The 13,272-nt window shown below is 72.4% G+C and carries 14 protein-coding genes; 5 read left to right on the forward strand and 9 right to left on the reverse strand.

Going from position 1 to position 13,272, the window contains the following annotated elements:
- Both CCN56_RS04985 and CCN56_RS04990 read left to right on the forward strand, forming a co-directional pair.
- Nucleotides 1-552 (forward strand): adenosylhomocysteinase (locus tag CCN56_RS04985; protein ID WP_143664428.1); only part of this gene is annotated, 552 nt, incomplete at its 5' end.
- Between the two features lie 70 nt (nucleotides 553-622).
- Nucleotides 623-1,411 carry a methylmalonyl-CoA mutase family protein gene (locus tag CCN56_RS04990; RefSeq protein ID WP_086823979.1) on the forward strand — a complete coding sequence of 263 codons (789 nt, stop codon included), beginning with the start codon at nucleotides 623-625 and terminating at the stop codon, nucleotides 1,409-1,411.
- 16 nt (nucleotides 1,412-1,427) lie between these two features.
- Here CCN56_RS04990 and CCN56_RS04995 read toward each other — a convergent pair whose 3' ends face one another.
- The 6 genes from CCN56_RS04995 to CCN56_RS05020 all read right to left on the reverse strand — a co-directional run bounded on the left by CCN56_RS04995 (nucleotide 1,428) and on the right by CCN56_RS05020 (nucleotide 8,041).
- A complete protein-coding gene (locus CCN56_RS04995; RefSeq protein WP_086823981.1) occupies nucleotides 1,428-2,714 on the reverse strand; it encodes an MFS transporter in 1,287 nt (428 codons plus the stop codon).
- Nucleotides 2,711-3,250: a transcriptional regulator gene (locus CCN56_RS05000; protein WP_086823984.1), complete on the reverse strand. Its 540-nt coding sequence runs from the start codon at nucleotides 3,248-3,250 to the stop codon at nucleotides 2,711-2,713. The genes CCN56_RS04995 and CCN56_RS05000 overlap by 4 nt, the downstream gene beginning before the upstream one ends.
- 112 nt (nucleotides 3,251-3,362) lie before the next feature.
- Nucleotides 3,363-4,292 carry a slipin family protein gene (locus CCN56_RS05005; RefSeq protein ID WP_373412824.1) on the reverse strand — a complete coding sequence of 310 codons (930 nt, stop codon included), beginning with the start codon at nucleotides 4,290-4,292 and terminating at the stop codon, nucleotides 3,363-3,365.
- A gap of 131 nt (nucleotides 4,293-4,423) precedes the next feature.
- A complete protein-coding gene (locus CCN56_RS05010) occupies nucleotides 4,424-5,812 on the reverse strand; it encodes an FAD-binding oxidoreductase (RefSeq protein ID WP_086823987.1) in 1,389 nt (462 codons plus the stop codon).
- A gap of 97 nt (nucleotides 5,813-5,909) precedes the next feature.
- Nucleotides 5,910-7,379 (reverse strand): multicopper oxidase family protein, encoded by a 1,470-nt coding sequence (locus tag CCN56_RS05015; RefSeq protein ID WP_256961761.1) that lies wholly within the window; start codon nucleotides 7,377-7,379, stop codon nucleotides 5,910-5,912.
- Nucleotides 7,380-7,606: 227 nt separating this feature from the next.
- Nucleotides 7,607-8,041, reverse strand: a complete 435-nt coding sequence (locus CCN56_RS05020; RefSeq protein ID WP_086823991.1) for a hypothetical protein — start codon at nucleotides 8,039-8,041, stop codon at nucleotides 7,607-7,609.
- A gap of 150 nt (nucleotides 8,042-8,191) precedes the next feature.
- Between CCN56_RS05020 and CCN56_RS05025 the strand changes: the two genes are divergently transcribed.
- Both CCN56_RS05025 and CCN56_RS05030 read left to right on the forward strand, forming a co-directional pair.
- A complete protein-coding gene (locus CCN56_RS05025) occupies nucleotides 8,192-9,457 on the forward strand; it encodes a sensor histidine kinase (RefSeq protein ID WP_086823993.1) in 1,266 nt (421 codons plus the stop codon).
- The gene (locus CCN56_RS05030) at nucleotides 9,442-10,089 is read left to right on the forward strand and encodes a response regulator transcription factor (RefSeq protein ID WP_086823995.1); all 648 of its coding nucleotides are present in this window, start codon (nucleotides 9,442-9,444) and stop codon (nucleotides 10,087-10,089) included. The genes CCN56_RS05025 and CCN56_RS05030 overlap by 16 nt, the downstream gene beginning before the upstream one ends.
- Before the next feature lie 7 nt (nucleotides 10,090-10,096).
- On the opposite strand, the gene CCN56_RS05035 is transcribed toward CCN56_RS05030, so the two are convergent.
- The 3 genes from CCN56_RS05035 to CCN56_RS05045 are packed head-to-tail and all read right to left on the reverse strand — an operon-like array spanning nucleotide 10,097 to nucleotide 12,442.
- Complete coding sequence (locus CCN56_RS05035) at nucleotides 10,097-10,459, reverse strand: DUF952 domain-containing protein (protein ID WP_086823997.1); 363 nt, start codon at nucleotides 10,457-10,459, stop codon at nucleotides 10,097-10,099.
- 38 nt (nucleotides 10,460-10,497) lie between these two features.
- Nucleotides 10,498-11,439 carry a LysR family transcriptional regulator gene (locus CCN56_RS05040; protein ID WP_086824000.1) on the reverse strand — a complete coding sequence of 314 codons (942 nt, stop codon included), beginning with the start codon at nucleotides 11,437-11,439 and terminating at the stop codon, nucleotides 10,498-10,500.
- Nucleotides 11,440-11,461: 22 nt separating this feature from the next.
- Nucleotides 11,462-12,442 carry a GlxA family transcriptional regulator gene (locus tag CCN56_RS05045; protein ID WP_086824002.1) on the reverse strand — a complete coding sequence of 327 codons (981 nt, stop codon included), beginning with the start codon at nucleotides 12,440-12,442 and terminating at the stop codon, nucleotides 11,462-11,464.
- Between the two features lie 88 nt (nucleotides 12,443-12,530).
- Between CCN56_RS05045 and CCN56_RS05050 the strand changes: the two genes are divergently transcribed.
- The coding region (locus CCN56_RS05050; RefSeq protein ID WP_086824004.1) for an NADP-dependent oxidoreductase at nucleotides 12,531-13,272 on the forward strand (742 nt) is incomplete at its 3' end.

Consider the following 13,272-nt stretch of genomic DNA (forward strand, 5'->3'; position numbering starts at 1 on the left):
CAGGCGGCGATGGACGGCTACCAGGTGGCGACCCTGGAGGACGTGGTGGAGACGGCCGACATCTTCATCACCACGACCGGCAACAAGGACATCATCATGGCGTCCGACATCGCGCGGATGAAGCACCAGGCGATCGTGGGGAACATCGGTCACTTCGACAACGAGATCGACATGGCGGGTCTGGCGCGGATCCCGGGGATCGTGAAGGACGAGGTGAAGCCGCAGGTCCACACCTGGACGTTCCCCGACGGCAAGGTCGTCATCGTGTTGTCGGAGGGCCGGCTGCTGAACCTGGGCAACGCGACGGGGCATCCGTCGTTCGTGATGTCGAACTCGTTCGCGGATCAGACGCTGGCGCAGATCGAGTTGTTCACGAAGACGGCCGAGTATCCGGTGGGGGTGTACACGTTGCCCAAGCACCTGGACGAGAAGGTGGCGCGGCTGCACCTGGACGCGCTGGGTGTGAAGCTGACGACGCTCCGTCCGGAGCAGGCGTCGTACATCGGGGTTCCGGTGGAGGGACCGTACAAGCCGGACCACTACCGCTACTGATCCGGACCGATCCGACGAAGAGTGAACGTGGCGGCTCGACCGCGAAGGCGGGGACGGAAGAGGTGATCGGATGAGATCGGCCGTGATGGACACTCCGGGCCACTCCACTGTTCCTGGAGCCGCCACGGAGTACAACGCCCACCTCAAGGCCGCGCTCGCGCGGGGTGCGAAGGACCTGGCGGTCATGTTCGACTGGCCGACCCGCAGCGGGTACGACAGTGATTCCCCCGTCGCGCGGGGAAGGGTCGGCGTGGGCGGGGTGGCGATCGATTCGATCGACGACATGAGGGTCCTCCTGGCGGGGATCCCTCTGGGCGCGGTCGCCCCGACCTTGACGATCGACCCGCCGGGCGTTCCCCTGCTGCTCCTGTACCGGCTGGTGCAGGAGGAGCAGGAGCAGGGCCGGGTGGCGGGGCGCTTCTCGGTCGTCCTTCGCCGACCGGGCCCGACCAGCCGCTACGAGGAGCGCCTCGTCGGATGTGTGCGCGTACTCGGAGCGTCGGTCGGCCTGCGTGTCGAAGTCACCGGTACGAATGTCTCCGTCGGCTCAGGAAGCACCGAGCCGTACCCCTCCGCGCCGCCCACCGTGTCGTCCACCGTGTCGTCCGCGTCGCTGGCCGTCCGGCAGGCCGAGCGCCTGGCCAAACTGCGCGCCTGGCGGTGCCAGAACCGGGTGGACACGGCGTTGACCGTGCTCCGGTGGGCCGTCAAGACCGATGGCGACGTCGTCTCTTCCCTGACGGACGCGCTCTCCGCCGGGGCGACGGTCGGCGAGGTGTCCGCGATCCTGCGGGAGCTCTGGGATGCCGATGGAGCCGACGGTGCCGACGGTGCCGATGGGGCCGACTGCCCCACGTGACCGGGCTCGGGGAGACCTAAACGGCCCCCTCCTGAACGGGCTCCCGGGACTCCGGGCGATCTGGATCGTCGGCCGGGGCGGCGGCACGCAGCGCCGCCTCGACCCGGCGGTTGCTGGTCATGGTCGCGGTGACGGCGGTCATGGTGAGGAGGAGGCCGGCGGCGGTGCAGAGCGGGGTGCGCACGTCGTAGGCGGTGGCCAGCCAGCCGCCGAGGAAGGCGCCGAACGGGGCGGCGCACATGGAGAGCATGCGGGAGGTGGAGGTGACCCGGCCCATCAGGTGGGCGGGGACGATCGCCTGCCGGAGGGAGGGGGCGAGCACCATCGTGGCGCCCACGCCCGCTCCGCAGACGGCGAGCGCGAGGCCCGCGACGTACGGGTTCGGGGCGACGGCAAGGCCCAGGACGGCGAGTCCCTCGACTGCGGCGGTGCAGGTCAACGCGGCGCCGGTGCCGAGTCGTCGGCCGAGGAAGGAGGCGATGCCCGCGCCGAGCAGACCGCCGGCGGCCTCCGCCGTGAGGAGCAGGCCGAAGCCGAAGGTGCCGATGCCGAGGCGGTCGTGCGAGAAGAGGGCGAGTACCGTGTCCACGGCGATGAAGGCGATGTTCCCGATCGCCGGACGCAGCGCGAGCCCGAGCAGCAACTGATCCCGGAAGACGTACGAGGCGCCGGCCCGCGCCTGCCGCAGCAGCGACTCGCGGACCTCCGGTACGGGCCGGGGCATGGCGGGCAGCGACCGCACGAGCAGCGCGGAGAGCGCGAACGAGACCGCGTCGGCGAGCAGCGGAACCGCCCGTCCGAGCGCGAGCAGGGCACTGCCCGCGGGCGGCCCGGCGAAGCCGGACGCGGCAGTCTGGGTGCCGCGCAGGCGGGAGTTGGCGCGCTCCAGGAGCGCGGGGTCGCGGCCGAGCAGATCCGGCAGATAGGCCGTGGCGGCCGTGTCGAAGAAGAGTCCGCCGAGGCCGAGGAGGAAGGCGACGGCCGCGAGCAGGGGAATGCTCAGCACGTCGAGCGCGGCCGCTGCCGCCGGTATCGCGAGCAGCACCGCACGCGCCGCGTCCGTGACCCACATCGTGCGCCGGCGGTCCCAGCGGTCCACCAGCGCACCGCCGAGCACCCCGAAGAGCAGCCACGGCAGCGTTCCGGCGGCCGTGACGACGGCGAGCGCCAGCGGATCCCGCGTCAACGTCAGCGCGAGCAGCGGCAGCGCGGCGTGCATCACCCCGTCACCGAGCGAGGACACCGTCTGCGCGGTCCACAGCCGTCCGAACCCGGCCGGCAACTTCCGAACGTCCGAGGTCACTTGGCGTCCCCCTCGGCCTGCTTGATCGCTGCCGGGTGGAACAGCGCGAAGACGAGCGACGCGTCCGGAAGCGACGGATCGGACAGCTCCCGGTACTCGTCCGCCAGCGCGTGAAGCCGGGCTCCCAGCTCCGCGAACTGCTCCTCGGTGAGCCGCAGGTGCGCCATCCGCACGTGCCGCTCGGCATCCGCCGGCGCCGCCTCCAGGTCCGCCACCGCATGCCGCATCAGCACGTCCGGGCCTCCCTCGCCCGGATCCGGCAGCACGATCGACCGCGCGGCCATGGCGTAGTACCGCTCGGTGACCCCCCGGACCTTCCGCGTCCGCACCACCTTCACCAGGCCGGCCCGCTCCAGCGTCCGTACGTGGTAGCTGGAGCTCCCCTTCGCGAGGCCCACGCGCTCGGCGATCTGCGTGATCGTCGCGGGCTCGAAGCGGAGCACGGCCATGATCCGGTGGCGCGTGAGATTGGAGACGGCGCGCAACTGCTCGTCGGTGGTGACGTGGAACGTCTCGGGGAGATCATCGGTAGGCATGCCCCTAATAGTCAACACTTCTTGACCATTAGGCAAGGGGTTTTCGCTCGAATCTCCACCGGCGGCCAGAAGTTGGAGCGGCGGATCGACTCGAAGAGCCCGCTCGCGCCGCCTACGAGGCCGGCGACTGGGTGCGCGGATCCGGGAGCTTCTCGCCGTGTACGGCGGGCGAACCGTCCGCGACGGGAGAACCGCCGGCGGCCGAACCGTCAGTGGCGGCCGAACCGCCGACGGCAGTCGAACCGCCAGTGCCCGGCGCGTCGTCCGCGGAGCCGGCGCCGAGGTTCCGCGCGGCCCGGTCGAAGTAGCGCAGCAGCTCCACCGGGAACGGCATCACGAGGGTCGAGTTCTTCTCCGCGGCCACCTCGACGACCGTCTGCAGCAGACGCAACTGCATGGCCTCCGGCGTGTCGGCCATGATCCGCGACGCGTTGGCCAGCTGCTGCGCCGCCTGGAACTCGCCGTCCGCCGTGATCACCCGCGCCCGCCGTTCCCGCTCGGCCTCCGCCTGCCGGGACATCGACCGCTTGAGCGACTCCGGCAGCTGGACGTCCTTGATCTCGACCCGGTCGATGTGGACGCCCCAGCCGGCCGCCGGGCTGTCGATCATCAACGCCAGTCCCTCGTGCAGCCGTTCGCGGTCGGACAGCAGGTCGTCCAGGTCGCTCTTGCCGATGATCGACCGCAGCGAGGACTGCGCGACCTGCCCGACGGCGAAGACGTAGTCCTGGACCTCGATCGCCGCCCGCACCGGGTCGACGACCCGGAAGTAGACCACGGCGTCGACCTTCACCGAGACGTTGTCCCGCGTGATGCCCTCCTGCGTCGGGATCGGCAACGTGACCACCTGCACGTTCACCTTGCGCATCCGGTCCACGAACGGAACGAGGAAGGTGATCCCCGGCTGCCGGTGACCGGGCAGCGCCTTGCCGAGCCGGAAGACCACCCCCCGTTCCACCTGGTTGACGATCCGCATCCCACTGCGCAGTACGACGAGCACACAGACCACGAGGGCCACGAATCCTGTTACGGCGCCTTCCACGGCGGCCACCCTTCCCCGAACGGTGAGTAGAACACCGAAGATGACACCGTCCGGGGCCCGCCGGATCCCTGCGGAACGTCAAAGGGCCGTCAAGACCCGGTCGTCAGTACCCGGTCGTCAAGACCCGGTCGTCAGGACTCGGCAGGGGTGATGTTCTGGTTGTGGTGGAAGACGTTGTCCGGGTCGTACGTCCGCTTCACCTCCGCCAGCCGGTCGTAGTGCCCGCGGTACGTGGCCCGGACCCGGTCGTGGCCCTCGTCCGCGCCCATGAAGTTGACGTATCCGGCGCCCATCGAGTGCGGGTGCAGGGCCTCCCAGTAGTCCACCGCCCAGGTGCGGATCGCCCCCGCTTCGGACGGTTCGGGGCTGATGCCGCCGATCACGCCGGACCAGACCGCGTCCCGGTAGGCCCAGGCCGTGTCCATGGGGCCCATGCGGTGGGCCGCGGCGTCGACGGGGTAGAGGTGCATCGTCGACAGCTCGGTCGGGATGTTCTCCAGGAAGGTGCGGTGGACGTCGATCGCGTCCTCCGTGATCCGGTCGAAGAAGTCGCCGCGCCAGTACCACTGGAGGCCCTTCGGGATCAGCTCGTCGAACATCGCCTGGAGGGCCGGGTACGGCATCGGCGTCGCGAAGTGGAAGACGGGCGGGGCCGGATCGGCGACGGGCGCGAACGTCTTCGCGAGGCTGTCCTCGTCCGTCGAGCCCGTGCTGCACCACACCACGCCGCACACCTTCTTGTGGTGGATCTCCTCCGGGAACGGCGGTCCGGGCGGGACGGTCAGCGTGGCGAAGAAGCCGTTCAGGTCGTCCGGCGCCGCCGGCAGGAACTCCCGGTACCAGCGCAGTACGGCCCCGATGTGCTCCGGATCCCACAGGGTGACGCCGACCCCGACGTCGTCCACGGGGTGCAGGGCGTACGTGAAGGAGGTCGCCACGCCGAAGTTGCCGCCGCCGCCGCGCAAGGCCCAGAAGAGGTCGGGGTGTTCGTCCGCGGACGCGGTGACGACCGAGCCGTCCGCGAGGACCAGGTCCGCCGCGAGGAGGTTGTCGATGGTCAGCCCGTACGCCCGGGTGAGGTGACCGTGCCCGCCGCCCAGCGTCAGCCCGCCGACCCCGGTCGTCGACATGATCCCGGCGGGCGTCGCGAGCCCGAAGCCGTGTGCCTCGTGGTCCAGGTCCCCGAGCTGGCTGCCGCCGCCCACGAGGGCGGTCCGCGTCGCGGGATCCACCCGCACCCAGCGGATGCCGGACAGGTCGACCATCAGCGAGCCGTCGACCAGGCACAGGCCGCCGCCGCTGTGACCGCCGCCGCGGACCGTCAGGTCCATGCCGTTCTCTCGGGCGTACCGCACCGCCGCCCGGACGTCCGTGGTGTCCGCGCACCGTGCGATGACGGCCGGCCGCCGGTCGATCATCGCGTTGTAGATCTTCCGGGCCTCGTCGTATCCCGTGTCCTCCGGGCCGATCACCTCGCCGCGCAGCAACGTGCGCAGGCTCTCCACCGCCGTGCCGCCCATGACCACTCCTCCAGGGCACCCCTGCCTGCCGGCCGCGCTACCCCTTCAGTCTGCCCCCGCCGGGCGGGCTCCGCGACCAGCGGGGGCGGTGGCCGCCTCACCGGACCCGGAAGGTGGCCATCATGCCCATGGCCGAGTGGTCGAGCATGTGGCAGTGGTACACGTAGTCGCCCCGGAAGGCGTCGAACGTCACGTGCAGTTTCACCGTCTCGCCCGGCGCCACCCGGACCGTGTCCTTCAGGCCCGCCTCGGTCGGGCCCGCGGGCAGCCCGCCGCGTTCGAGGACCCGGAACTGGACCAGGTGCAGATGGAAGTTGTGCGCGATGCGCCTGTTGGTGTTGGTGACGTTCCAGATCTCGGACGATCCGAAGGCCACGGTGGTGTCGATGCGATCGGGGTCGTACAACAGGCCGTTGATGAACCCCCGGGGATCGGGGCGCCCGTCCTCGTCCATGCTGAGTGCGATGTGGCGGGTGACGGCGGCCTTGGGCAGGGCGGCGGCCGGCGGCAGGGTGCGCAGCACCTTGGGGACGCTGCTGGGGTCGTCGGCCTTGCGGACGACGTCGAAGCGGAGCACCTTGCCGACCTGATCGGGCCGTCCGGGGCCGCTGTTCGTGAGCACGAGGCGGGTCCCGACGGGGTGGCGGGAGAAGTCGATCACCACGTCGGCGCGTTCGCCGGGCGAGAGCATGAGGACGGGCACGGCGACGGGGCGTTCGAGCAGGCCGCCGTCCGAGCCGATCTGGGTGAGCGGAGTGCCGTCGGACAGCCCCAGGGCGAAGAGGCGCAGGTTGGAGGCGTTGAGCAGCCGGAAACGGTATTTGCGGGCCGCGACCTGGAAGTAGGGGGTGGGTTTGCCGTTGGCGAGGATGGTGGTCCGGTTGCGGTCGGACATCGTGTACGCCAGCTGCCCCTGCTCGTCGAAGCGGGCGTCGCGGATCGTGACGGGGACGTCGTACTGGCCCTTGGGCAGGGGAAGGCTCTGTTCGAGCTCGTCGGTGAGCAGGTACGTGCCGGTCAGCCCGCGGTAGACGTGCTCGGCCTCCATGTGGTGGGCGTGGTCGTGGAACCAGAGCGAGGCATGGGGCTGCCGATTGGTGTACACGTACGTCCGCGAGGTGCCGGGGGCGAACACGTCCATCGGGTTGCCGTCGGAAGGGGGCGGGACGCTCGCGCCGTGCAGATGGACGGTGACGGGCATGTCGAGGCCGTTGTGGTGACGGACGAGGACCCGGCGCCCGGAGCGGGCGTGGATGACGGGGCCGGGGAAGTGCCCGTCGTAGGTCAGGACATCGGTGGCGGTGCCCGGGAGGATCTCGGCGGTGGACCTGCGGATGGTCAGCTTGTAGAGGTCCACGTCGCCCGTCGAGGACAGGGGGCGCAGCACCGGCGGGACCGGCATGGCCGTGGTGAACGCGGGCGGCACGGGGGCTTGCGCACGGTGGGGGCCGGCCTGGGGCAGGGCCTCCGCCGCGTGTGCCTCGCCCCCGGCGGGGATGCCGGGGGCGAGGAGCGGCAGGCCTGCGGCGGCGAGGGCCCCGCCGAGCACGGTGCGACGGTTGATCAACGACTTCCTCCAGGGAGGTGGGCGGCACGTGATGCCGGACGAGTGGCTTCCGGCGGGCAGGCCGACACGCTGTGATCCAGGTCTAACCGAGAGCGGGAGGAACCGCACACGGCGACGGCGCATCCGAGGCACGCGACGCCTCGCCGGGGGCCGGTCCGTCCGGCGTGCCGCCCGGCGTGCGGGCCGTTCGGGCCGGTGCCGGGCCGGATACTCCGTGCGGGGAGGGTTCACCGGGAGAAGGCGGTCCGCAGGGCGGCGCCGCGGGTGAGGAACGCGAGGCGGACCACGGGCAGCACGCAGACGGTCTGCATCGCGGCGTACCACGGCGGGCAGACGCCCGGGATCAGGTCGACGCCGATGATCGCGACCGGCAGGACGACGGCGAGGCCCCGCACGCGCTCGAAGGCCCGCTCGGATCCCCGGGAGGCGGACGCGGTCAGCCGGTGGACGAGGACGGCGACCAGGGGCAGCAGGACGGCCCGTACCCACATGAACGTGTTCACCGGATGACCGCCGGCCGCCAGTCCGGCGACCGTGAGGAGGGAGAGCGCGCCGAGCGCGCCGTAGATCTTGACGCTCGCCGTCGCCGTGGCGAAGGCTCGTCGGGTGTCGGCGCGGTCGAGCGGGGCGGCCGTGGACGGGGAGTTCGGGTTGGTTTCCATGTCACCGAGCCTGCCGGGCGCTCGGCGGGGCCGGTATCCGTCTGGGCGTACGAGGGGGTGGGGCCGGCCCCACTCCTCGGCCGACCGGGGGAGGGAGCGGCCGTGTCCGGTGCAGAGTGGACGCACCGAACGGAAGACGAAGGCGGAGGCATGAGACAGCTGGGTACGTGGTCGGCGCGCGTCGGCACGGGGTTCTTACGGGCGTGCGCCGTGGTGGTCGTCAGCATGCTGATCCCCGCCGTGTGGGCCGCCGCCGTGGCGCTCGGCATCCGGTGGGGACCGGGCAACCCCTGGTCGTGGCTCGCACCGGTCGTCCTGGTGGGGGCGGGCACGCTCGCCCTGTCCCGACCGGTCTGCCGGGCCGTCCGCCACCTCGTCGCCCGGTGGACGGGCACCGTGATCCCCGCCGGCTACCGGGAGGCCCCGCCGGTCACACGGATGTCCACCGGCTACTGGTGGAACGGCTTCGGCTACGAACGCACCCGCCGCGACGCCCTCATGGACCAGAAGTGGCGCATCCGGTGGAACGACCCCGCCGACCGGCGCGACCTGCGGTTCGCGGCCGTCGTGCCGCTCACCGCGGGCCTCGTCGCCTGCCTCCCGCCGGCCGGGCTGGCCGTGGCCGTCCTCGGACTCGGGACCGGCCGGTACGGGACGCCCGGCCGCCTCGTCGGCGCGCTCGGCCTGCTGGTGGCCGTCGCCCTCGCCCCGTACGCCTGGCGGGCGCTCACACCGGTCGCCGTGCGCTTCCTGCGCCCGTCGTCCGCGATGGCGCTGGCGGAACGGGTGGAGGAACTGACCGCCCAGCGCGCCGACGCGACGATCGCCCAGGCCGCCGAGATCCGCCGCATCGAGCGGGACCTGCACGACGGGGCGCAGGCCCGCCTGGTCGGCCTCGGGCTGTCCCTGGCGACGGCGGAGAAGCTCATGGAGACCGACCCCGAGCGGGCCAGGGCGCTGATGCGGGAGGCGCGGGCGGGCGCCACCGCGTCCCTGACCGAACTCCGGGAACTGGTCCGGGGCATCAACCCGCCCGTCCTGAGCGACCGGGGGCTCGTCGACGCCGTCCGCGCCCTCGCCCTGGACAGCCCGCTCGACGTGACGGTCGACGCGGACCTCAGGCACCGGCCGGACCCCCCGGTCGAATCGGCCCTGTACTTCGCCGTCGCCGAACTGCTGAGCAACGCGGTCAAACACGCCGGGGCGACCCGGGTCCGCATCACCCTCACCCGGGGCGACGCGAACATCGTCATCGAGGTCCTGGACGACGGTCGCGGCGGAGCCCGCGTCCGGGACGGCGGCGGCCTCGCCGGGCTGCGCCGCCGGCTCGCCGCCTTCGACGGCACCCTGGAGATCATCAGCCCGGCGGGCGGCCCGACCCGCGCGACCCTGGAGGTGCCGTGCGCATCGTCGTAGCCGAAGACCTGTACCTGCTGCGCGACGGGATGGTCCGGCTCATCGAGGCCTACGGCCACGAGGTGGTGGCGACGGCGGCCACCGGCCCCGAGACGCTGCGGACCCTCCTCGAGTGGAGGCCCGACGTCGCCGTCGTCGACGTCCGCATGCCGCCGAGCCACACGGACGAGGGCCTGCGGGCCGCCATCGCCGCCCGCGCCGAGCTGCCCGGACTGCCGGTCCTGATCCTCTCCCAGTACGTCGAGCAGCTCTACGCCCGGGAGTTGCTCGCCGACGGCTCCGGCGGCATCGGCTACTTCCTCAAGGACAGCGTGTTCGACGCCGACCAGTTCATCGACGCCCTGGAGCGCGTCGCGGCCGGCGGGACCGCGATGGACCCGGCCGTCATCGCCAGGCTCCTTGCCGGCGGGCCCTCGAACCGGCGCCTGGAGAAGCTCACCGAACGCGAGCACTCCGTGCTCGGCCTCATGGCCGAAGGACTGTCCAACCAGGTCATCGCCCAACGCCTCTTCCTCAGCGAGAGCGCCATCGGGAAGTACACGACCTCCCTGTTCGGCAAGCTCGGCATCGTCGACGACGGCACCAACAACCGTCGTGTCCTCGCCGTCCTGGCCTACCTGAACAAGGGCTGACGGCCGATCAGCCGGTTGTGGTCAGCCCCGTGGCCCGGCCGTCCGCGTCCCACACGACCTGCAGGACCTCGTCGACGGCGGCGCGGTCGATCGGCCCGAACACGTGCGGGAACAGCGTCTCCTCCGAGACGCCGGGCGGCGGGGTCGGCGCGGCGGCCTCCCACTCGGTCCTGGCCGTGAGCCGGCTCTCGTCGAGGAGGAGCACCAGGAGCGGCCGGGAGGCGCTGCGGTAGAAGGCGTTGACGACGGCGAGCGTGGTCGGTTCGTCGGGGGAGCAGTGGACGAAACCTTCCTCCGCGAGGGAGGCGGGGGCGTACGGTTCCTCCGGCCGGGCGGACCATTCGGCGGGCGTGACGACGTGGTAGATCATGTTCCGGTTATAGCAGGAGCGCGTGAGGCGCCCCCGGGTCACCAGGTGCGTCCGGCCTCGATCAGCAGGTCCCGCACCCGCGTGACGTCGGGGTTGTCCGGGCGGCCCGGGCGCTGCACGAGATAGCCGGTGTTGATGGGCGGGTCCTCCGGTTCGTGCAGGGCCACGAGGGCGCCGGAGGCCAGTGCGGTCTGACAGAGGTAGCGCGGCAGGACGCTGAACCCCGCTCCGGCGACGACCGCGGCGAGGACCCCGCGCAGATCGGGAACGGTCACGGCGGCGGAGCGGGAGAGCCGCGCCCCGAACACGTGGCGCCAGTAGCGGCGCGCTATGGGCAGGTCCTCGGCGTACGTGACCAGGGGGACGGGATGCAGTGCCGCCGGTCCCTCCAGGGTGAGGCGCTCCTTGACGCGGTCGGCCCACACGGGGGCCGCGACCAGGACGAACTCCTCGTCGGTGAGCGGTACGGCGGTCAGTGCCCGTCCGCGCGGCCGGAAGGTGGCGATCACCAGGTCGTGCCGGCCCGCGCGCAGCTCGTCGAGGAGCGGCTCGGTCAGGCCCGGGCTGACCCTCAGCCGTACCCCTTCGGCCGTCAGCGGGGCGAGCGCGGGCAGGACGCGCGTACAGAGCAGCTCGGCGGGGCCCGCGAGGTGGACGGGCGCGGTCCGCTCGTGGGGCGCGGCCTCGTGCCCGGCCGCGGCGGCCAGCGCGTCGAGCGGCCCGGCGACCCGGGCCGCGAGGTCGTGGGCGACGGGGGTCGGGGCGACACCGCGCGGCAGCCGCTCGAACAGCTCGCGCCCCGTCTGCCGCTCCAGGGCGCGGATCTGGGTGGTCACCGTCGGCTGCGACAGACCGAGCAGCCCGGCGGCGGCGGTGAACGAACCGGAGCGGTACACCGCCAGGAAGGTCCGCAGCAGGTTCAGATCGGCCGGCGGCTGCGTCGTACCGCCCGCCCCGCCATCGGAATCCTTATGCCTCATGGGCGCCAAGCCTACCCAGGTCCTATGGGAGGGCGGCGGCCCCGCCGCGGAAGGTCCTCCGGTAGGCGAGCGGGGAGACGCCGATCGCCGCGTGGAGGTGCTGGCGCAGCGAGGTACCGGTGGCGAAGCCGACCTGGCCCGCGATGTCGTCCACGGAGAGGTCCGTGGACTCCAGGAGATGCCGGGCGCGGGCCACCCGCTGCTGGATCAGCCAGCGGCCCGGGCTCGTGCCGACCTCCTCGTTGAACCGGCGGGCGAAGGTCCGCAGGCTCATCCCGGCGTGGTCGGCGAGCGCGCTGAGCGCCAGCGGCTCGTGCAGGTGCTCGAGGGCCCACTGCCGGGTCGCCGAGGTGTCGTTGGCGGTGGCCTCGGGCACGGGCTGCTCGATGTACTGGGCCTGCCCGCCGTCCCGCCAGGGCGGCACGACGCACACCCGGGCCACGAAGTTCGCGACGGCGGTGCCGTGGTCCTTCCGTACGAGGTGCAGGCAGGCGTCCACGCCGGACGCGGCGCCGGCCGAGGTCAGCACGTCGCCGTCGTCGACGAACAGCACGTCCGGGTCGAGCGCCACCCGAGGGAACCAGCCGCGGAAGACGGGGGCCAGCGCCCAGTGCGTGGTGGCGGGGCGACCGTCCAGGAGCCCGGCGGCGGCGAGGACGAACGCGCCCGTGCAGATGGACACGATCCGCGCCCCGGCGGGCACGGAGGCCAGCGCCTCGGCGACCCCGGCGGGGAGCTCGCGGGAGAGGAGGGACATGTCGAAGGGCGGAAGGATGACGGTGTCGGCCGTGCGGAGTGCCTCGGGCCCGTGCTCGGCGGTGACGGAGAAGTCGGAGTTGGTACGGACGGGCCGGCCGTCCACCGAGCAGGTCAGGACCTCGTAGTGCTCGGCCACCGAGCCGAACACCCGGCTCGGGATGCCCAGTTCGAAGGGGTAGACCCCGTCCAGGGCGAGGACGACGACACGATGCCTCGGAAGACGCTCACCCGTGGCAGGACTCATGGCAGGATCCCTTCGAAAGATGGCAATCGTGCCATGGTACGCGGCGGCGCGGGCGGCGAGTCTGGACGGCATGACGAATCAGCCCACCATGCGAGCCATCAGCCAGGACACCCACGGCACCCCCGAGGTCCTCCGGGAGGTCGTGGTCCCGCGGCCCGTGCCCGGACCGAGTCAGATCCTCGTCGCCGTCCGCGCGGCCGGCGTCAACCCGACCGACTGGAAGCACCGCTCCGGCCCCCTCTTCCTCGACCGCCTGCCGCTCGTCCTCGGCTGGGACGTCTCCGGCGTCGTCGAGGCCGTCGGATTCGGCGTGACCGTGTTCAAGCCCGGCGACGAGGTCTTCGGGATGCTGCCGTACCCGCACGGCGTCGGCGCCCACGCCGAATACGTGACCGCCCCCGCCCGCGCCTTCGCCCACAAGCCGGCCGAGCTCGACCACGTGCGGGCCGGCGCCCTGCCGCTCGCCGCCCTCACCGCGTACCAGGCGATCGTCGACACCGCCCAGGTGGGCCCCGGGCAGCGGGTCCTCGTCCACGCGGCCGCCGGCGGCGTCGGCCACCTCGCCGTCCAGATCGCCAAGGCCCGCGGCGCGTACGTCATCGGCACCGCGAGCGCCCCGAAGCACGCGTTCCTCCGCTCCCTCGGCGCCGACGAGGTCATCGACTACCGCACCACCGACTTCACCGAGGCGGTCCGGGACGTCGACATGGTCCTCGACCCGATGTCCGGGGACACCCGCACCCGCTCCCTCGACGTGCTGCGCCCCGGCGGCACCCTCGTCTCCCTGCTCCCGCCCACCGACCCCGACGAGCCCGCGAAGGCGGCCGCGA

It is taken from the genome of Streptomyces sp. NRRL B-24572, from assembly GCF_002156145.1.
Lineage (GTDB): Bacteria > Actinomycetota > Actinomycetes > Streptomycetales > Streptomycetaceae > Streptomyces > Streptomyces vietnamensis.